The following is a 19876-nucleotide window of genomic DNA, read 5'->3' as shown; positions in this document are numbered from 1 at the left end:
GAATCGAATCAATGCCGCACATTTTGATCGTCGAAGACGAAACAATTATCCGCTCCGCCTTGCGCCGCCTGCTGGAACGCAATCAGTACCAGGTCAGCGAAGCCGGTTCAGTGCAGGAAGCACAAGAACGTTTCAGCATTCCAACGTTTGACCTGATCGTCAGCGACCTGCGCTTGCCTGGCGCCCCCGGCACCGAACTGATCAAGCTCGGCCAGGGCACGCCGGTGCTGATCATGACCAGTTACGCCAGCCTGCGCTCGGCGGTGGACTCCATGAAAATGGGCGCGGTGGACTACATCGCCAAGCCGTTTGACCACGACGAGATGCTCCAGGCCGTGGCCCGCATCTTGCGCGACCGACAGACGGCGGCCAGCCATGCGCCGGAACCGGCGAGCAAGGCGACAGCCTCCACCAAAGGCGGCGCCGGCAACCATAACGGCGAAATCGGCATCATCGGCTCCTGCCCGCCCATGCAGGACTTGTACAGCAAGATCCGCAAAGTGGCGCCCACCGACTCCAATGTCCTGGTCCAGGGCGAGTCCGGCACCGGCAAGGAGCTGGTAGCCCGTGCGCTGCATAACCTGTCCCGACGGGCCAAGGCCCCGATGATTTCGGTGAACTGCGCGGCGATCCCGGAAAGCCTGATCGAGTCCGAACTGTTCGGTCACGAAAAGGGTGCGTTCACGGGTGCCAGCGCCGGGCGCGCCGGGCTGGTGGAAGCGGCGGACGGCGGGACGCTGTTCCTCGATGAAATCGGTGAACTACCCCTTGAAGCCCAGGCACGTTTGCTGCGGGTGCTTCAGGAAGGCGAGATCCGTCGGGTCGGGTCGGTGCAGTCGCAGAAAGTCGACGTGCGCCTGATCGCGGCCACGCACCGCGATCTCAAGAGCCTGGCGAAGATCGGCCAGTTCCGTGAAGACCTGTATTACCGTTTGCACGTCATCGCCTTGAAGCTGCCGGCCCTGCGCGAGCGTGGCGCCGACGTCAACGAAATCGCCAATGCTTTCCTTGCCCGCCAGAGCGCGCGGGTCAACCGCACCGATCTCAAGTTCGCCCCGGATGCCGAACAGGCCATCCGTCACTACGCCTGGCCGGGTAACGTTCGAGAGCTGGAAAACGCGGTAGAGCGAGCAGTGATCCTCTGCGAGAGCCCGGAAATCTCGGCCGACCTGCTAGGCATCGACATCGAGCTCAGTGACCTGGACGATGACGAGTTCATCGGCCTGGCCCCGCAACAGGGTGGTGCCAACAACTCCAGTCACGAGCCTACCGAAGACTTGTCCCTGGAAGATTACTTCCAGCATTTCGTCCTCGAACACCAGGACCACATGACTGAGACCGAACTGGCGCGCAAGCTGGGGGTTAGCCGCAAATGCCTGTGGGAACGCCGCCAGCGCCTGGGTATCCCACGCCGCAAGACCGGGGTCGCCAGCGAAAGCTGAGGTGCGCGGGTAACACCGCCCAATGTGAAAAAACTGTTACCTCAGCTTTTTCACGTAACAGAAGCCGGGGTTTACGGTAACGAAACCCCGGCTTTTTTTCGCCCCGAAAAAACCAACAACCCCGCCAGCCCCCCGACTTTGCTGGGGTTTGCAAAAGTTGGCACGCACCCTGCTATAGCTTTGGTACAAGAACAATAACAAACCGTGTAAACGACAATAAAAATAAGACGAATCGACTCACGCACAATAAAAACAAGACGGCGAGAGGCGCAGCTAACTGATTCTTTTGGAGAGGCGTTGTATTTGGGGCTTGCCCCACAACCAGGCCGAGAACAATAAAACTGTCCCAAGACAGGTGCCTGAACTGGTTGGATCGATTGATCACTGCAACACAGCGACCAAAGCAATCCGTTTGCTCTTGACTCCCGAATGGGAGTGTCACGCAGGGAAAACCTCGTGGCGCGGGCACTCAACAAAAACAAGAAGCCCGAAATCAATAATAAAAACAGAGCACGCAACTAATTCTGGGGGAGCTTCGGCTCCCCCTGTGGTTTCCGGCATTCCCCTTCCCTTAAAGCCTACAAGGCTTGTCGCTCAAGCTTGCAGCTCAAAACTGCTCCGTCCTACACCATCCCTCGACTAAATGCTAGAATCCCCGCCCATCATGCGGTCACTCTTCGTTTTTGGCCGAATATTCCTTCAAACAGTGCATCCCATGCTGAAGAAGCTGTTCCAGTCATTCCGTTCTCCCTTGCGTCGTACGCAACACATTCGCAGCACGCCTGAAGTGCTCAACAGTGGCCAGCATTCGTTGCAAAAGGCCCAGTTCAGCCGTTACGCGGTGAACATCGTCGAACGCCTGCAGAACGCCGGCTACCAGGCTTATCTGGTGGGCGGATGTGTGCGTGACATGCTGCTCAACATCACGCCCAAGGATTTCGACGTCGCCACCAGCGCCACGCCGGAACAGATCCGCGCCGAATTTCGCAACGCACGGATCATTGGCCGGCGCTTCAAGCTGGTCCACATCCACTTCGGCCGCGAAATCATCGAAGTGGCGACATTTCGCGCCAACCACCCGCAAAACGATGAAGAAGAAGACAGTAGCCAGTCTTCGCGCAACGAGAGCGGGCGCATCCTGCGCGATAACGTCTACGGCACGCTGGAAGAAGACGCGCAACGCCGCGACTTCACCATCAACGCCCTGTATTACGACCCGGTCAGCGAACGCATCCTCGACTACGCCAATGGCGTACACGACATCCGCAATCGCCTGATCCGCCTGATCGGCGACCCCAAGCAGCGTTACCAGGAAGACCCGGTGCGCATGCTGCGAGCCGTGCGTTTCGCCGCCAAGCTGGATTTCGGCATCGAAAAACACAGCGCCACGCCGATCCGCGAATTGGCGCCGATGCTGCGGGAAATCCCGTCGGCCCGTCTGTTCGAGGAAGTGCTCAAGTTGTTCCTGTCGGGCAACGCGGCGGACACCTTTGAAATGCTGGTGGACCTGCAACTGTTCGACCCGCTGTTCCCGGCCAGCGCCGAAGCGCTGGAGCACAACCCGACCTACACCCACACCCTGATCAGCGAAGCGTTGATCAACACCGATCTGCGCATCAAGCAGAACAAACCGGTGACCCCGGCCTTCCTGTTTGCCGCACTGCTCTGGCCTGCCCTCCCGGCCCGGGTGCTGCGCCTGCAGGAGCGCGGCATGCCGCCAATCCCTGCCATGCAGGAAGCCGCCCACGAGCTGATCAGCGAACAGTGCCAGCGTATCGCGATTCCGAAACGCTTCACGATGCCGATCCGCGAAATCTGGGACATGCAGGAACGCCTGCCACGGCGCAGCGGCAAACGTGCCGACCTGCTGCTGGACAACCCGCGTTTCCGGGCTGGCTACGACTTCCTGCTACTGCGTGAAAGCGCCGGCGAACAAACCGATGGCCTCGGTGAATGGTGGACTGACTACCAGGACGCCAACGACAGCGAGCGCCGCGACATGATCCGCGAACTCAGTGGTAAGGACGACGGTGCCAGCGGCCCGCGCAAGCGTCGTCGCAGCAGCGGCGCCAAGCGTAAACGTGCCGGTGTCCCGAGCGCTTCGGACGAGTAATCGATGGAGCGCATCTACATCGGCATGGGCAGCAACCTCGCCGAGCCCGCCGAACAATTGCGCAGCGCTGTCCAGGCGCTGGCGCAACTGCCCGACACGCAACTGACGGGCGTGTCAGCGTTCTACCAGAGCGACTCCCTGCTGCCTGGCCAGCCACGCTACACCAATGCGGTCGCGGCGCTGGACAGTCGCCTGGCGCCGCTGGACCTGCTCGATGCGCTGCAAGCCATCGAAACCGGGCAAGGTCGCGAACGCCTGGAGCGCTGGGGTCCGCGCACCCTGGACCTGGACATTCTCCTGTTCGGCGATCGCCTGATCGACGAGCCCCGCCTGAAAGTCCCTCACTACCACATGCATGCCCGGGCCTTCGTACTCTATCCCCTCGCAGAACTGGCACCCGCCGACCTGCGCCTGAGCGATGGACGCCTGCTCAAGGACCTGCTTGCAGCGTGCCCGTTTGTCGGCCTGGAACGCTTGCCCTCCAACTGACGTAGATAGCCTGTGGGAGCGAGCCTGCTCGCGATAGCGGTGATTCAACCAATGCAAATGTCGACTGACACACCGCAATCGCGAGCAGGCTCGCTCCCACAAGATTCGGACCCTACAGTCACTTTCGAGACTCCCCCCCACGCTGAAACGCATCAGTAACCCCGGTAACACCCGGCGGTAACACATCCAATTGACTTCCCGGGTACTCCTCACGACTATAGGCGTCCCGTCGCCGCCAATGCGGCGCTAAAGGGCGCAATCCAGGCCTTACAAGCACCACGCATAGAGGGTGCGCCTGTATAAATGACGAATCATGCGCGTTACTCGCAGTAGTTCAAGGAGGTGTTCTCAGTCAGGGAAACCGATTGAGAACATCCCCTGGCGCCTAATGAGGACTTTTTCATGCCAGCTATTACCCTGACCACGCTGCAAGGTCTCAAGCAAAAAGGTGAAAAAATCACCATGCTGACCTGCTATGACGCAACCTTCGCCCACGCCTGCAATGAGGCCGGTGTCGAAGTGCTGCTGGTGGGCGATTCCCTCGGCATGGTGCTGCAAGGTCACGACAGCACGCTGCCGGTGACCACCGCCGAGATGGCCTATCACGTGGCCGCCGTCAAACGCGGTAACACCGATGCGCTGATCCTTGCCGACCTGCCATTCATGGCCTACGCCACCCTCGAACAAACCATGACCAACAGCGCCATGCTGATGCAGGCCGGCGCCCACATGGTGAAAATAGAAGGCGCGTTGTGGCTGGCCGATTCCATTCGCCTGCTGGCCGAACGCGGCATCCCGGTGTGCGCACACCTGGGCTTGACGCCCCAAGCGGTGAACATCCTCGGTGGCTACAAGGTTCAGGGCCGCAATGAAAACCAGGCCCGTCAGATGCGCGCCGATGCGATCGCGCTGGAGCAGGCGGGTGCCGCGATGTTGCTGCTCGAATGCGTGCCCAGCGAACTGGCGGAGGAAATCACCCAGGCGGTGAAGATCCCGGTCATCGGCATCGGCGCCGGCAGCGCCACCGACGGCCAGGTACTGGTGCTGCATGACATGCTCGGCTTGTCGATCACCGGTCGCGTACCCAAGTTCGTGAAGAACTTCATGGCCGGGCAAGCGACCATCCAGGCCGCCCTGGGCGCCTACGTTGCCGAAGTCAAAGCGGCGACCTTCCCTGGCGTCGAGCACGGATTTTCTGCATGAACACCGTCAAAACCGTACGCGAACTGCGGGCCGCCGTGGCCCGCGCCCGCAGCGAAGGCAAACGCATTGCTTTCGTGCCGACCATGGGCAACCTGCACAGCGGCCATATGGCGCTGATCACCAAAGCGGCGCAGCGGGCCGACTTCGTGGTGGCGAGCATTTTCGTCAACCCGCTGCAATTCGGTGCCGGCGAAGACCTGGACAAATACCCGCGCACTTTGGCTGCCGATCAGGAAAAACTGCTCCAGGCCGGCTGCCATCTGCTGTTCGCTCCAACCGTCGAAGAAATGTACCCCGACGGCATGGCCGGACAGACCCGGGTCAGTGTCCCGCAACTGTCCGAAGGCCTGTGCGGCGCCAGCCGTCCGGGGCATTTCGAGGGCGTGGCAACGGTGGTCAGCAAACTGTTCAACATGGTCCAGCCTGACCTTGCGGTGTTCGGCCAGAAGGACTTCCAGCAACTGGCGGTGATCCGCGCGCTGGTCCATGACCTGAACATGCCGATCCAGATCATTGGTGAGCCGACCGTTCGCGCCGAAGATGGTCTGGCGCTGTCGTCACGCAACGGCTTCCTCAGCCCTGAACAACGCGCGGTGGCCCCCGTGGTCTATCGCAGCCTGAGCCAGATTGCCGAGGCGATCAGGCAAGGGCGGCGGGATTTCCCGGTGCTGGTGGCCGAGCAGATCAAGCAACTGGAAACTGCCGGCCTGCGTCCTGATTATCTGGAAGTCCGCCACGCCCGTACCTTGCGTCCGGCCACGGCCGAGGATCGTGATCTGGTGATTCTGGTTGCCGCTTTCCTGGGCACCACCCGGTTGATCGATAACCTGCACCTGGACCTCGACGCACTCGCCTGAACACCCTAGCCCAATGGGGGGCCTTGTGGGAGCCAGGCTTGCTCGCGATAGCAGTCTAAAAGTCGGCATATGTGCTGAATTTGACGGCGTCATCGCGAGCAAGCTTTGCTCCCACAGCCTTCGTTTCCACAAGGGATAGACGGTGTTTTACAGACTGCATTCTCACATCTCTTGTGTATTGCTGCCTCCAGAGCCTTCGGGCAAACTGCCCGCCGTTCGGACCCGACCAGAGGAAACATTCATGCACGCCATCATGCTCAAGGCCAAGCTGCACCGCGCCGAAGTCACTCACGCCGTGCTCGACTACGAAGGCTCCTGCGCCATTGATGGTGAGTGGCTGGACCTGTCGGGTATCCGCGAATACGAACAGATCCAGATCTACAACGTCGACAACGGTGAACGCTTCACCACCTATGCGATCCGGGGCGAAGAAGGCTCGCGAATGATTTCGGTCAACGGCGCTGCGGCGCACAAGGCGAAGGTGGGTGACCGGGTGATCATCTGCGCCTACGCCCATTACAGCGAAGCCGAACTGGCCAACTTCAAGCCCCGCATGCTGTACATGGCCCCGGGCAACGAACTGAGCCACACCAGCAACGCCATCCCGGTTCAGGTCGCCTGACCGAACCCTGTGCCGCCCCCTCGGTGTGCAAGCCTGGGGGAGCACGCTTTGCTCCCACAGCGGGCATTCCCCAGAATAGGGATTTTGTGCCAGGGAACATCGCCGCGCTTCCGTCTGTCGGACCAATCCCGCCCCTGTTGTATAAAAAAGTACCGGGAAACGGTCTGACAAAGCCAAGACAGATCGCAACGCGAGGTTTACTGTAGTCGCCCTGTGCCCATAGATCGTGTCGACGCAGTTGTCCGGACGCCCCCTGAGGCCATGCCGGAATTTTTAGTGTACAAAAGGTCGTTCAAGTAAAAAGGAAACCCGCAGCGATGGCGTATTACCGAACCCCTCACGACGTGACCGCTCTGCCTGCCTGGCAAGCGCTGAATGACCACCGCAAAGCCATGCAGGATTTCAGCATGCGCGAAGCGTTCCATGCCGATCCGCAGCGTTTCAATCAATTCACTCTGTCGAGCTGCGGCCTGTTTCTCGACTACTCAAAGAACCTGATCAACGCCCAGACCCGTGACCTGCTGGTGTGCCTGGCCAATGAAGTCGACCTCAAGGGCGCGATCAAGGCGCTGTTCGAAGGCGAAATCGTCAATGCCTCCGAGAGCCGCCCGGCCCTGCATACCGCGCTGCGCCGCCCTGTGGGCGATAAACTGCTGGTGAACGGCGCCGACGTCATGCCCGACGTACACAAGGTGTTGAACCAGATCACTGATCTGGTGGGGCGCATCCATGACGGCCTGTGGCGCGGCTACACCGAGAAACCGATTACCGACGTGGTGAACATCGGCATCGGTGGCTCTTTCCTCGGCCCGGAACTGGTCTCCGAAGCGCTGCTGTCTTACGCACAAAAAGGCGTGCGCTGTCACTACCTGGCGAACATCGATGGCAGCGAGTTCCATGAACTGACCATGAAGTTGCGCGCCGAGACCACGCTGTTCATCGTCTCGTCGAAATCCTTCAACACCCTCGAAACCCTGAAGAACGCCCAGGCTGCCCGTGCCTGGTACCTGGCCCAGGGCGGTTCCGAAGCCGAGCTGTACCGCCACTTCATCGCCGTATCGAGCAATAACGCCGCCGCCGTGGCCTTCGGCATCCGCGAAGAAAACATCTTCCCGATGTGGGATTGGGTCGGCGGGCGCTACTCGCTGTGGTCGGCCATCGGCTTGCCGATCGCCCTGGCCATCGGCATGTCGAACTTCAAGGAATTGCTCTCCGGCGCCTATTCCATGGACCAGCATTTCCAGAGCGCGCCGTTCGAACAGAACATGCCGGTACTGCTGGCGCTGCTGGGCGTGTGGTACGGCAACTTCTGGGGCGCGCAAAGCCACGCGATCCTGCCGTACGACCACTACCTGCGCAACATCACCAAGCACTTGCAGCAACTGGACATGGAATCCAACGGCAAGAGTGTGCGCCAGGACGGCACGCCGGTGTCTACCGACACAGGTCCTGTGATCTGGGGCGGCGTCGGTTGCAATGGTCAGCACGCCTACCACCAGTTGCTGCACCAGGGCACCCAGTTGATCCCGGCAGACTTCATCGTGCCGATCGTCAGCTTCAACCCGGTTTCCGATCACCACCAGTGGCTGTACGCCAACTGCCTGTCCCAGAGCCAGGCACTGATGCTGGGCAAGACCCGCGCCGAAGCCGAAGCGGAACTGCGTGACAAAGGTGCGAGCGAAGAAGACGTGCAGAAACTGGCCTCCCACAAGGTGATCCCGGGCAACCGTCCGAGCAACACCTTGGTGGTCGAACGCATCAGCCCACGTCGCCTTGGCGCATTGGTAGCGCTGTATGAACATAAAGTGTTCGTGCAAAGCGTGGTCTGGGGTATCAACGCGTTCGACCAATGGGGCGTGGAGCTGGGCAAGGAATTGGGCAAGGGCGTCTACAACCGTCTGGTGGGCAGCGAAGAAAGCGCGGCCGAAGACCCTTCGACCCAGGGCTTGATCAACTACTTCCGCGGGCGTCATCGCGGCTGATCCTCAAGTAGTTATCAAGGCCCGCGTTACCTTTGTGGGAGCGAGCCTGCTCGCGATGGCGGTGGATCAGTTGACACAGATGTTGACTGACACAACGCCATCGCGAGCAGGCTCGCTCCCACAGTTGATTTGTACATGACTTGAACCCTCCGGCTACTCGGCGCATCTTTATGACTTGTCGCAAAAACAAGAATAAGGAACCGTCATGTTCGATATCAGCCAGTACCCCCAAGCCGATGCCGTCCGCCGGGCTGCGCAACTGAGTCAGGACGAGTACACGCGGCTCTACAAAGAATCCATCGAACATCCCAGCGCTTTCTGGGGCGAGCAGGCCACGCGCTTTCTCGACTGGATGACGCCTTGGCAAACCGTCCAGCGCTATGACCTCAAGATCGGCGACGCCACCTGGTTCGCCGGGGGCAAGCTGAACGTCAGCGCCAACTGCATCGACCGCCACCTGGAGACACGTGGCGACCAGACGGCGATCATCTGGGAAGGCGACAACCCCGCCGAATCGGCAGAAATCACCTACAAAAAACTTCATCACCATGTTTGCCGCCTGGCGAACGTGCTGAAAAGCCGCGGCGTGAAGAAAGGCGATCGGGTCTGCATCTACATGCCGATGATCCCTGAGGCTGCCTACGCCATGCTTGCCTGCACACGGATTGGCGCGGTGCATTCGGTGGTGTTCGGCGGTTTTTCACCGGACTCGCTGCGCGACCGGATTCTCGACGCCGATTGCCGCACCGTGATCACAGCCGACGAAGGCGTGCGCGGCGGACGATTCATACCGCTCAAACGCAACGTCGATAAGGCCCTGGAAAGTTGCCCGAACGTCAGCACCGTGCTGGTGGTCGAGCGCACCCAGGGCGAAGTGGCCTGGGTCGAAGGCCGCGACCTGTGGTACCACCAGGCCATGCACGACATGAGCGACGATTGCCCGCCGGAACCGATGGACGCCGAGGACCCGCTGTTCATCCTCTACACCTCCGGCAGTACCGGCAAGCCCAAGGGCGTGCTGCACACCACCGGTGGTTATCTGCTGCAAGCGGCGATGACGTTCAAGTACGTGCTCGATTACCGCGACAACGAAGTGTTCTGGTGCACCGCCGACGTCGGCTGGGTCACCGGTCACAGTTACATCGTCTACGGCCCGCTGGCCAACGGCGCCACCACGCTGATCTTCGAAGGCGTACCGAGCTACCCCAGCAGTTCGCGCTTCTGGCAGGTGATCGACAAACATCAAGTCAATATTTTCTACACCGCGCCGACCGCCCTGCGAGCGCTGATGCGCGAAGGTGCCGGACCGTTGCAGGAAACGTCGCGCAAAAGCCTGCGATTGCTCGGCAGCGTCGGTGAGCCGATCAACCCGGAAGCGTGGGAATGGTACTTCAACGTGGTCGGCGAACAGCGCTGCCCGATTGTCGACACCTGGTGGCAGACCGAGACCGGCGGCATCATGCTCAGCCCGCTGGTGAGTGCGCCGCGGCTCAAGCCGGGCTGCGCCACCCGACCGATGTTTGGCGTGCAACCGGTGTTGCTGGATGAAATCGGCAAGGAAATCCATGGCGCAGGCAGCGGTGTGCTGGCGATCAAGGCGAGCTGGCCGGGGCAGATTCGCAGCGTTTATGGCGACCACTCCCGCATGGTCGACACCTACTTCAAGCCCTACCCCGGCTATTACTTCACCGGCGACGGCGCCCGTCGAGACGAAGATGGCGATTACTGGATCACCGGGCGCATCGACGATGTGATCAACGTCTCCGGTCACCGCATCGGCACTGCCGAAATAGAAAGTGCCTTGGTGCTGCACGACAACATCGCCGAAGCGGCAGTGGTCGGTTACCCCCACGACCTCAAAGGCCAGGGCATCTACGCTTTCGTCACGCCGATGGACGGAATCGAGGCCAACGACGCGTTGAAAAAGGAATTGCTGGACCACGTCAGCAAGGAGATCGGCAGCTTCGCCAAACCGGAACTGATCCAGTGGGCGCCGGCACTGCCCAAGACCCGCTCGGGCAAGATCATGCGGCGCATCCTGCGCAAGATTGCCTGCAACGAGCTCGACAGCCTCGGTGATACCTCGACCCTGGCCGATCCAAGCGTGGTGGAGGGGCTGATCGACAAGCGCCTTAATCGCTGAGCGAATGACTCGGTTCCCCTGAGGCATCGAGTCCTTGCGTCGCTGGACTGTGGGAGCACAGCTTGCTCCCACAAATCCCCTCGCCACAGAAACTGCTAAACTCCCGCGCCTCATTTCCTTAAGGCGCGCCCGGCATGTCTTCCTTGAATCAGGCGCTGCGCGCCGCCCTCGATCAGCGTCAGGACCTGCTCGGCCAATTGCACCAGCAAGGCACCGATTGCTATCGCTTGTTCCATGGCAGCCAGGAAGGCGCCCCTGGCCTGACGGTCGACCGCTACGGCCCGCAATTGCTGGTGCAAAGTTTCCATCAGTCGCTGGAGCGCGATGCCTTGCTGCAATTGCACGGTATCGTCAACGAGTGCCTGGGCCTGGACACCCTGCTGGTCTACAACGATCGCGCCCAGGGCAATTCGCGCGTCGACCGCCAGGACACCGTTTACCAGGCTGACGAAGCCGCCCTGCAAGACCTTGTCGGCCGAGAATGGGGCCTGAACTACCGCGTGCGCGGGCGCCATGCCGGGCAGGATCCATTGCTGTTTCTCGACCTGCGCAACGCCCGGGGCTGGGTCAAGGAACACAGCCGTCACAAAAGCGTGCTGAACCTGTTCGCCTACACCTGCGGCGTCGGCCTGAGCGCCGCGGCCGGTGGCGCGCGCGAGTTGTGCAACCTGGACTTTGCCGAAGGCAACCTGGCGGTGGGGCGCGAGAACGGTTTGCTCAACCCTGATCTGCCGCCCATGGATTTCGTGCAATCGGATTACTTCCCGGCCATCCGCCAACTGGCCGGCCTGCCCATCAGTCAGCGACGCGGGCAGAAGCTGCCAGGTTATGTGCGCCTGGAGCAACGCCAGTACGACCTGGTGCTGCTCGACCCGCCAGCCTGGGCCAAGAGCGCGTTCGGCACTGTCGACCTGTTGCGCGATTACCAGAGCCTGCTCAAGCCGGCGCTGCTCACCACCGCTGAAAATGGCGTGCTGATCTGTTGCAACAACCTGGCAAAAGTCTCCATGGACGACTGGCGCGAGCAGGTGCTGCGCTGCGCGGAAAAGGCCGGCCGCCCGGTGCGCGAATGGAAAATACTGACACCCGGCAGCGATTTCCCCTCGCGGGACCAGCAGCCGCCACTCAAGACGTTGATCCTTCAGCTCTGAACCAGCGGTTCAACTCCTACGCCGAAAACGGACAAATCTGATAAATCACAGTGGCTTCGGAACCGTAAACGCATGCCATACTCCAAGGCACTCCGAATTCACACCAGATGAAGCCGCACATGCCCAAAGGATTGATTCGCGCTTTCGGCGCCCTGTTGACCGTACTGGCCCTCTACAGCCTGCTGGGTTTTCTGATATTACCCGGTGTCGCCTTGCGGATCGCCAATCAACAACTGGCCGACCATGCAACGGTGCCGGCCCAGATTCAGCGTATCGAGCTCAATCCCTTCAGCCTCGAAGTCACGCTTTGGGGCCTGAATGTCGGCGAACCGGGCAAGGAGCAGGTCGCCTTCGAACGGCTGTACACCAACCTGCAGCTCGACAGCCTCTGGTCCGGCGCCCTGCACCTGACCGATATCGAGCTGGACAAGCCCAAGACCGAGATCATGTTCGCCAAGGACGGTCAGTTGAACCTGTTGGGCCTGTTCAAGCTGCCGGCCAGCGAACCCACCCCGGTCGACCCCGACGCCAAGCCGTTTCCCCTGCGAATCGACCGGATCAAACTGGCCGGCGGTTACCTGCATTTTCAGGACCTGCGTCCCAGCGAGCCCATCGAGTTTCTGTACGACACCCTTGATTTCGAGCTCAAGAACCTCAGCACACTGCCCGACGACAACGCCGACATGACCCTGGTGGCCGTCAGCCCTCAAGGCGGCCGGGTCGACTGGACCGGCAACTTCAGCCTCACGCCGATCGCCTCCGAGGGCAAGATCAAAGTCACCGACGGCCAGATGAAAGTCTGGTGGCCCTACGTACGCGACGCGGTACCGCTGGTGCTGGAAAACGGCGTGCTGAACCTGAGTACCGACTACAAGCTCAACCTGGCCAAGGGCACCGAACTGCTGCTCAACAACGTGGCCGTCAGCGTGGCCCCCTTCTCCATCAAGGCGCCGGATGGCCGTCCATTGGCGAAGCTCGAACGCCTGGATGTGAGTGAGACAACCGTCGACCTGGCCAAGCAACAAGTCATCGTCGGCAAGATCCGCAGCCAGAAGCTGGAAACCTGGGCCGCGCGCGAGGCGGATGGGCAACTGGACTGGCAAAAACTCTTCGCCAGCCAGCCGGCCAAACCACAGGTCAAGGTCGAACCGGCGTCAGCCCCGGCAGCCGCCGATTCGCCCGAGGCTGAACCCCAGGCACCGAGCAAGCCCTGGCAGGTGCTGTTGAAGGACGTGCAACTGCGCAATTACCAGGTGCACCTGGCCGACCGTCAAGCGCAGCCGGCGGTGGCCCTGGAGGTCGGCCCGCTGAACCTCGACCTGCAGAACTACGATACCCTCAACGGCTCACCCTTTACCCTCAAGCTGGACACCGGGGTGGGCAAACAGGGCAAGATCCTGGCTGACGGCGAGGTCAATCTGAACCCGATCACCGCCCGGCTCAAGGTCAAGACCCAGGACATCGACCTACGGGTCGCCCAGGCCTACATCAACCCGTTCATTCGCCTGGAACTGCGCTCCGGAATGCTCGGCAGCGACCTGGCGGTGGACCTCAAGAGCACCGAGCCGCTGGCATTCGCCGTCACCGGTCGCGCCCAGGTCGATCAACTGCACACCCTCGATACCCTCAGGACCCGGGACTTCATCAAGTGGAAACAGTTGGTGCTCGAAGGGCTCAACTATCAGCACGGCGACAGCCTGTCGATCGACAAGGTCAACCTGTACCAGCCTTACGCGCGATTCATGATCAACAGAGACCGCACCACCAACGTCGATGACCTGCTGATCCCGCAACCGGCCGACAGCGGTACGAACAACAGCCCGGCAAAACCGGCATCCCAGGAGAAACCGCTGGGCATCCACGTCGGCGGCATTGCCATCAACGATGGCTCGGCCAACTTCGCCGACTTCAGCCTGACGCCGAACTTCGCCACGGCCATCCAGCAGCTCAACGGCCAGATCGGCACCATCGACAGCCGCCAGGTCAAGCCGGCCACCGTGGACATCAACGGCAAGGTCGACCGCTACGCGCCTGTCACCATCAAAGGGGCGCTCAACCCCTTCGACCCGATGGCCAGCCTCGACATCGCCACCAGTTTCAAACGGGTCGAGCTGACGACCCTGACGCCCTATTCCGGCAAATTCGCCGGCTATCGCATCCGCAAGGGCCGACTCAACCTCGACCTGCATTACCGGATCACCAAAGGCAAGTTACAGGCCGACAACAAAGTGGTGGTCGAGCAGCTGCAGCTGGGGGAAAAGGTCGACAGCCCGGACGCCGTGAGCCTGCCGCTCAAGCTGGCCGTCGCGCTGCTGAAGGACTCCGAAGGCAGGATTTCCATCGAGCTGCCGGTTTCCGGCGACCTCAATGACCCGCAATTCAGCGTGATGCCGATTGTCTGGCAAACCCTGCGCAACCTGGTGGTACGGGCGGCCCAGGCGCCATTCAAACTCATCGGTGGGCTGGTGGCCGGGGGTGCCTCGCAAGACTTGGGCAGCGTGTCATTCGCCCCGGGCTCAAGCGAACTGAACCCGGACAACGAAGGAACGCTGCTCAAGTTGTCCGAAGCCCTCGGTAAACGTCCGGAGTTGCGCCTGGAGATCGAAGGCACCGCCGCCCAAAGCAGCGACGGTCCGCTGCTCGCCGCCCAGCGTCTGGAACGCGAATACCAGTACAACTACTACAAGATGCTGCAGCGCAGAGGCGACAAAGTCCCTGCCAAGGCCTCGCTGCTGGAGGTGCCCGAGGATGAAAAGGCACCGCTGCTCGAAGGCATCTATCGCACCCGTCTCAAGACCCAGCCACCGGTCGAATGGACGCAACTGGATAAAAAGGCGCGCACGGAAAAACTGCGCGAAGGCGTGATCTCGTTCTGGAGTGGCAACGAAGTGCTGTTGCGCCAGCTGGGACAGGAGCGCGCCAGCAGCATCAAGGATTTCCTGGTGGACAAAGGGCAATTGGCCGATGACCGTGTGTATTTCATCGACGCCAGCCTCGGTCAGGCCGAAAGCGACGGGCGCGTGATCACCCCCATGCATCTGGACGCCGAATAAGATGAAACGTCTGTACGGGCTTAGCCTGATCTTGCTGCTCGCCAGCGGCCAGACGTCGGCAGCCGATACATTGCGCTGTGGCAGCCAGTTGATCAGCGTCGGTGACCGCTCCAGCGAAGTCCTGCAAAAATGCGGGCAACCCGCGGCGCGGGATGACCTGGGCTACAAACGCAGCGTCAATCGCCGGGAAGAATACCCGGTGGAAGAATGGACCTACGGCCCCAACAGTGGCATGTACCAGTACCTGCGTTTCGAGGGGAATCGGTTGGTGCAGATCACCAGCAAGCGGGGGCGCTGAGCGGTTCTGTCATTCAGGTTGAGATGGCGTGGGATGTGCCGCCGCCAATCGCGAGCAGGCTCCCTCCCACATTCGAACGCATCTTGCCGAAGAAGCTCGTCCACTGTGGGAGCGAGCCTGCTCGCGAAATCGGCCAGTCGATTTCCCAGATGGGTCCCTGAATACTTTTCCATTGCGCAATAGAACAGGCCCCCGGCACGAATGCCGGGGGCCTGTAATGGCCACTTCCGTGTGGCCTTCGCATGAACTCCAAAGCAACGGCAAACGTATGTCTCAGCCCGCTTGCCGTGCCTTCTCCCGGTCCAGGCGAGAAGCCTTGAGTCTTACTCGGATTTCAGGCCGTCAGCCGAAACGTCTCGGACGCCTTTGATTTTCTTGGTAATCGCCACGGCGGTGTCTTTTTGCGCGTCGGTCAGAACAGTAGTCGACGACAGCGACACTACGCCTTTATTGGTTTCTACCTTGATATCGGAACCTGGGATGCCTTTTTCAGTGACCAGATCGGCTTTGACCTTGGTGGTGATCCAGGTATCAGAAACGTCTTCTTTGGCTTCTGTCACTTCACCAGCAGCCAGCATCATCGGAGCCTGAGTTGCTTGAGTGGTCTCGGCGAAAGCGCTAGCCATGGTCAGAGTCAGGGCGGTGGCAGCTGCGGCAGTGATAGCGAACTTCTTCATACGAGTAACTCCTGTTTTTCTCAAAAACTGCCGGAGGTGTTTCCCGGCAGGGTTATCAGGAGTAGTGCGAAGGCTGTGCCAGTTTTCACGAATTAATTAATTCTTTTAAAATCAACTAGTTAAGCGAAACGGCAATTTTCACAATCATGCAAAATGCATGGCCTGCTGATTTGGGACATGCAAGTTGCGGCTTTTTCGGCGCTCCCTAAGTTTATGAATTGTTGAGGTTTTCCTGGGCAAGGGGAAAAGCCCCTCGCCACCGGCTCAACCAGACCCAAAATCAGGGTGCAGCGGCCCCCGTGCAACCGGCGGGCAAGAATTCCTGGACGGCCGTCGAAGCGCAGGTCCAGACACCGGCTGCTGAACGGGAAAGGGTGATTGCCTTGCCGAGAACGGGAGCTGGCGCATTCAGCAGGGTGCATGCAATGGTTCCGGTTCCGTCCGCTGCAGTACCTGAAGCGGTCAGGGTGCAATTGCTGGTGGGCGATGTTCCGCCGATGTTGGCTAACGTCGGGTTGGTTCCCTGGTTCATGACGTCCTCGAACGGCACCTTCAACGCGGAGACTTCCGCCAGCCCCGCCGTAGCTTTCGCCCGCGCTTGATACTTGGAATACTGCGGCAACGCAAACGTCGCCAGGATGCCGATGATCGCCACAACGATCAGCAACTCGATCAAGGTAAAACCGTTTTGCTTATTCATAGATAATCTCCAAAGCATGAGGTGGAGTCTCATGACCTGAGGAGGCCATTGCATGGCATGTGCCAACCCTGTCGCGCCCGCTGGCAAGGGACTTCGACCCGCAGCGCCCCTATGTCCTACCCCAACAAGCGCACTATCTGACGTTTTTTGTCACTGCGCCCCGCTGGTTTGGTCTGGATGCTTGACTAGGCTATAAGTCATGAACTGTCCGCGTCCGGAATTCCCATGAATGACATCGCCTTAAGCGGTCTGGCCAAGCAATTGGTACTGGCCGAACTGATCACCGAGCAAAGTGCGCAGCAGGCGTACCAACAAGCCCAAAGCAGTCGCATGCCCCTGGTCAGTTACCTGGTGCAGAACAAACTGGTCCAGAGTCGCCAGGTGGCGGAAATTGCCTCGGAGCATTTCGGCGTGGCCCTGCTGGACCTCAACAGCCTGGACAAGGAAACCCAACCCACCGGCCTTGTCAGCGAAAAACTGGTGCGCCAGCATCACGCCCTGCCGCTGTGGCGGCGTGGCAACAAGCTGTTCGTGGGCATCTCCGACCCCACCAATCACCAGGCCATCAATGACATTCAGTTCAGCACCGGCCTGACCACCGAAGCCATCCTGGTGGAGGACGACAAGCTCAGCGACGCCATCGAAAAGTTTTTCGAATCCACCAGCACCGGCCTGGAAGGCATGGGCGATGTCGACCTCGACGGCCTGGACATCGAGTCGATCGATGATCACAAGCAAGACTCCATCGCCGGCCAGGACACCGACGATGCGCCGGTGGTGCGGTTCGTCAACAAGATGCTGCTGGACGCGATCAAGGGCGGCTCCTCCGACCTGCACTTTGAACCCTATGAAAAAATCTACCGGGTGCGGGTGCGTACCGACGGCATGCTGCGAGAGGTGGCCCGCCCGCCGATCCAGTTGGCCACCCGCATCGCCGCGCGCCTGAAGGTCATGGCCAGCCTTGATATTTCCGAGCGGCGCAAACCCCAGGACGGGCGCCTGAAAATGCGCCTGTCGAAAAACAAGTCCATCGACTTCCGGGTCAACACCCTGCCGACGCTCTGGGGTGAAAAAGTGGTGATCCGGATCCTCGACCCCTCCAGCGCGCAGATGGGTATCGATGCCCTGGGCTACGAGCCGGACCAGAAAGAGCTGTACATGGCGGCGCTCAAACAACCACAAGGGTTGATCCTGGTGACCGGGCCCACCGGCTCTGGCAAAACCGTGTCGCTCTATACCGGGCTCAATATCCTCAACACTGTGGACATCAATATTTCCACCGCTGAGGACCCGGTGGAAATCAACATGGAAGGCATCAACCAGGTCAACGTGAATCCGCGCCAGGGTCTGGATTTCGCCCAGGCCCTGCGCTCGTTCCTGCGCCAGGACCCGGACGTGATCATGGTGGGCGAGATCCGCGACCTGGAAACCGCCGAAATCGCCATCAAGGCCGCCCAGACCGGACACATGGTGCTCTCCACCCTGCACACCAACAGCGCCGCCGAAACCCTGATCCGCCTGCACAACATGGGCATTCCCGGCTTCAACATCGCCACGGCGGTCCACCTGATCATCGCCCAGCGACTGGCGCGCAAGCTGTGCCCACATTGCAAAAGGGCCATCGAGATTCCCGAAGAAACCCTGCTCAAGGAAGGCTTCCCCCGGGAACGCATCGGCTCGTTCACGATCTATGAGCCGGTCGGTTGCGAACAGTGCAACAACGGCTACAAGGGGCGCGTGGGGGTTTACGAAGTGGTCAGGAATACGCCCGAACTGCAACGGCTGATCATGGCCGAGGGCAACTCGTTGGAAATCGACCTGCAAATGCGCAAGGACGGTTTTAATGACCTGCGCGCCTCGGGACTGCTCAAAGTGATGCAAGGCATCACCAGCCTCGAAGAAATCAACCGGGTCACCAAGGATTGAACATGGCGGTCAAGGCAATAAAAACCGACGTTTACACGTGGGAAGGCAAAGACCGCAAAGGCACGAAAATGACCGGCGAACTGACTGGGCAGAGCCCGGCCCTGGTCAAGGCCCAGTTGCGCAAACAAGGCATCAACCCAGGCAAGGTTCGCAAGAAGTCCACCTCGATATTCAGCAAGGGCAAGCGTATCAAGCCATTGGATATCGCCCTGTTCACTCGTCAGATGGCGACCATGCTCAAGGCCGGCGTGCCCTTGTTGCAGGCGTTCGACATCATTGGCGAAGGCTTCGACAACGCCAACATGCGCAAGCTGGTGGACGAGGTGAAACAGGAAGTCGCCGCCGGCAACAGCTTCGCCGCGTCGTTGCGCAAGAGCCCGCAATACTTCGACGAACTGTACTGCAACCTGGTGGACGCCGGTGAACAGGCCGGCGCCCTGGATACGCTGCTGGAGCGCGTCGCGACCTACAAGGAAAAAAGCGAAGCCCTCAAGGCCAAGATCAAGAAAGCCATGACCTACCCCGCGGCCGTGGTGCTCGTCGCCGCCGTGGTCACGGGTATTCTGCTGGTCAAGGTGGTGCCGCAGTTCGAATCGGTATTCTCCGGGTTCGGCGCCCAACTGCCGGCCTTCACGGTGATGGTCATCGGCCTGTCGGAGTTCATGCAGCAGTGGTGGTGGATGCTGCTGGGCGGCGCGGTGGCGGCGTTCTTCGGTGTCAAACATGCACTCAAGCGCTCCCAGGGCTTGCGTGACTGGCGCGATAAATGGCTGCTCAAACTGCCGCTGATCGGCACCCTGATGTACAAATCCGCCGTGGCCCGCTACGCCCGGACCCTGTCCACGACATTCGCGGCCGGCGTGCCGCTGGTGGAAGCCCTGGACTCGGTATCAGGCGCCACCGGTAACGTGGTGTTCAAACGCGCGGTACAACGCATCCGGCAGGATGTCTCGACCGGCATGCAGTTGAATTTTTCCATGCGTGCTTCAGGCATATTCCCGAACATGGCGATCCAGATGACCGCCATCGGCGAGGAGTCCGGCGCGCTGGACGACATGCTCGACAAAGTGGCGAGCTTTTATGAAGCCGAGGTGGACAATCTGGTGGACAATCTCACCAGCCTGATGGAACCGTTCATCATGGTGGTCCTGGGGGTGGTCGTCGGCGGCCTGGTGGTTGCCATGTACCTGCCCATCTTTCAACTCGGCTCTGCGATCTGA

At 60.5% G+C, this 19876-nt stretch carries 15 protein-coding genes; 13 read left to right on the top strand and 2 right to left on the bottom strand.

Annotated features, from left to right (window positions below; translation table 11 throughout):
* Positions 1-11: 11 nt before the first annotated feature.
* The 11 genes from QOM08_RS04065 to QOM08_RS04015 all read left to right on the top strand — a co-directional run bounded on the left by QOM08_RS04065 (position 12) and on the right by QOM08_RS04015 (position 15353).
* Positions 12-1442: a sigma-54-dependent transcriptional regulator gene (locus tag QOM08_RS04065; protein WP_076386346.1), complete on the top strand. Its 1431-nt coding sequence runs from the start codon at positions 12-14 to the stop codon at positions 1440-1442.
* Positions 1443-2157: 715 nt separating this feature from the next.
* Positions 2158-3555: a polynucleotide adenylyltransferase PcnB gene (locus QOM08_RS04060; RefSeq protein ID WP_047229847.1), complete on the top strand. Its 1398-nt coding sequence runs from the start codon at positions 2158-2160 to the stop codon at positions 3553-3555.
* 3 nt (positions 3556-3558) lie between these two features.
* Entirely contained in the window at positions 3559-4044 is a 486-nt protein-coding gene (folK, locus tag QOM08_RS04055; protein ID WP_316912591.1) for a 2-amino-4-hydroxy-6-hydroxymethyldihydropteridine diphosphokinase, read from the top strand.
* A gap of 402 nt (positions 4045-4446) precedes the next feature.
* On the top strand, positions 4447-5247 hold the full coding sequence (gene panB, locus QOM08_RS04050) for a 3-methyl-2-oxobutanoate hydroxymethyltransferase (protein ID WP_316912590.1): 801 nt from the start codon (positions 4447-4449) through the stop codon (positions 5245-5247).
* Positions 5244-6104: a pantoate--beta-alanine ligase gene (gene panC, locus QOM08_RS04045; RefSeq protein ID WP_316912589.1), complete on the top strand. Its 861-nt coding sequence runs from the start codon at positions 5244-5246 to the stop codon at positions 6102-6104. Before panB ends, panC begins: the two co-directional genes overlap by 4 nt.
* A 241-nt stretch (positions 6105-6345) precedes the next feature.
* Positions 6346-6726, top strand: a complete 381-nt coding sequence (panD, locus tag QOM08_RS04040; protein WP_047229851.1) for an aspartate 1-decarboxylase — start codon at positions 6346-6348, stop codon at positions 6724-6726.
* Between the two features lie 317 nt (positions 6727-7043).
* On the top strand, positions 7044-8708 hold the full coding sequence (pgi, locus tag QOM08_RS04035; RefSeq protein ID WP_047229852.1) for a glucose-6-phosphate isomerase: 1665 nt from the start codon (positions 7044-7046) through the stop codon (positions 8706-8708).
* Between the two features lie 205 nt (positions 8709-8913).
* Positions 8914-10851, top strand: a complete 1938-nt coding sequence (acs, locus tag QOM08_RS04030; protein ID WP_316912588.1) for an acetate--CoA ligase — start codon at positions 8914-8916, stop codon at positions 10849-10851.
* A 134-nt stretch (positions 10852-10985) separates the two neighbouring features.
* Positions 10986-12002: a class I SAM-dependent rRNA methyltransferase gene (locus tag QOM08_RS04025; RefSeq protein ID WP_316912587.1), complete on the top strand. Its 1017-nt coding sequence runs from the start codon at positions 10986-10988 to the stop codon at positions 12000-12002.
* Positions 12003-12121: 119 nt separating this feature from the next.
* On the top strand, positions 12122-15055 hold the full coding sequence (locus QOM08_RS04020) for a DUF748 domain-containing protein (protein WP_316912586.1): 2934 nt from the start codon (positions 12122-12124) through the stop codon (positions 15053-15055).
* A 1-nt stretch (position 15056) separates the two neighbouring features.
* Complete coding sequence (locus QOM08_RS04015) at positions 15057-15353, top strand: DUF2845 domain-containing protein (RefSeq protein ID WP_047229856.1); 297 nt, start codon at positions 15057-15059, stop codon at positions 15351-15353.
* A gap of 323 nt (positions 15354-15676) precedes the next feature.
* On the opposite strand, the gene QOM08_RS04010 is transcribed toward QOM08_RS04015, so the two are convergent.
* Positions 15677-16030, bottom strand: coding sequence for a BON domain-containing protein (locus QOM08_RS04010; protein WP_047229857.1), 354 nt, complete (start codon positions 16028-16030; stop codon positions 15677-15679).
* Between the two features lie 280 nt (positions 16031-16310).
* Positions 16311-16730 (bottom strand): pilin, encoded by a 420-nt coding sequence (locus QOM08_RS04005; RefSeq protein WP_047229858.1) that lies wholly within the window; start codon positions 16728-16730, stop codon positions 16311-16313.
* Positions 16731-16955: 225 nt separating this feature from the next.
* Here QOM08_RS04005 and pilB point away from each other — a divergent pair, with 225 nt between their 5' ends.
* A complete protein-coding gene (gene pilB, locus QOM08_RS04000) occupies positions 16956-18656 on the top strand; it encodes a type IV-A pilus assembly ATPase PilB (protein WP_047229859.1) in 1701 nt (566 codons plus the stop codon).
* Positions 18657-18658: 2 nt separating this feature from the next.
* Positions 18659-19876: a type II secretion system F family protein gene (locus QOM08_RS03995; protein ID WP_076386354.1), complete on the top strand. Its 1218-nt coding sequence runs from the start codon at positions 18659-18661 to the stop codon at positions 19874-19876.

This window comes from Pseudomonas sp. P105, from assembly GCF_032614175.1.
Lineage (GTDB): Bacteria > Pseudomonadota > Gammaproteobacteria > Pseudomonadales > Pseudomonadaceae > Aquipseudomonas > Aquipseudomonas rhizophila.
This window is presented reverse-complemented; position numbering and strand designations above follow the sequence as displayed.

What these genes read in the sequence shown, in the direction of transcription:
- QOM08_RS04065 (WP_076386346.1), top strand. Translation starts at nt 12, where the DNA reads ATGCCGCACATTTTGATCGTCGAAGACGAAACAATTATCCGCTCCGCC.
- QOM08_RS04060 (WP_047229847.1), top strand. Translation starts at nt 2,158, where the DNA reads ATGCTGAAGAAGCTGTTCCAGTCATTCCGTTCTCCCTTGCGTCGTACG.
- folK (WP_316912591.1), top strand. Translation starts at nt 3,559, where the DNA reads ATGGAGCGCATCTACATCGGCATGGGCAGCAACCTCGCCGAGCCCGCC.
- panB (WP_316912590.1), top strand. Translation starts at nt 4,447, where the DNA reads ATGCCAGCTATTACCCTGACCACGCTGCAAGGTCTCAAGCAAAAAGGT.
- panC (WP_316912589.1), top strand. Translation starts at nt 5,244, where the DNA reads ATGAACACCGTCAAAACCGTACGCGAACTGCGGGCCGCCGTGGCCCGC.
- panD (WP_047229851.1), top strand. Translation starts at nt 6,346, where the DNA reads ATGCACGCCATCATGCTCAAGGCCAAGCTGCACCGCGCCGAAGTCACT.
- pgi (WP_047229852.1), top strand. Translation starts at nt 7,044, where the DNA reads ATGGCGTATTACCGAACCCCTCACGACGTGACCGCTCTGCCTGCCTGG.
- acs (WP_316912588.1), top strand. Translation starts at nt 8,914, where the DNA reads ATGTTCGATATCAGCCAGTACCCCCAAGCCGATGCCGTCCGCCGGGCT.
- QOM08_RS04025 (WP_316912587.1), top strand. Translation starts at nt 10,986, where the DNA reads ATGTCTTCCTTGAATCAGGCGCTGCGCGCCGCCCTCGATCAGCGTCAG.
- QOM08_RS04020 (WP_316912586.1), top strand. Translation starts at nt 12,122, where the DNA reads ATGCCCAAAGGATTGATTCGCGCTTTCGGCGCCCTGTTGACCGTACTG.
- QOM08_RS04015 (WP_047229856.1), top strand. Translation starts at nt 15,057, where the DNA reads ATGAAACGTCTGTACGGGCTTAGCCTGATCTTGCTGCTCGCCAGCGGC.
- QOM08_RS04010 (WP_047229857.1), bottom strand. Translation starts at nt 16,030, where the DNA reads ATGAAGAAGTTCGCTATCACTGCCGCAGCTGCCACCGCCCTGACTCTG.
- QOM08_RS04005 (WP_047229858.1), bottom strand. Translation starts at nt 16,730, where the DNA reads ATGAATAAGCAAAACGGTTTTACCTTGATCGAGTTGCTGATCGTTGTG.
- pilB (WP_047229859.1), top strand. Translation starts at nt 16,956, where the DNA reads ATGAATGACATCGCCTTAAGCGGTCTGGCCAAGCAATTGGTACTGGCC.
- QOM08_RS03995 (WP_076386354.1), top strand. Translation starts at nt 18,659, where the DNA reads ATGGCGGTCAAGGCAATAAAAACCGACGTTTACACGTGGGAAGGCAAA.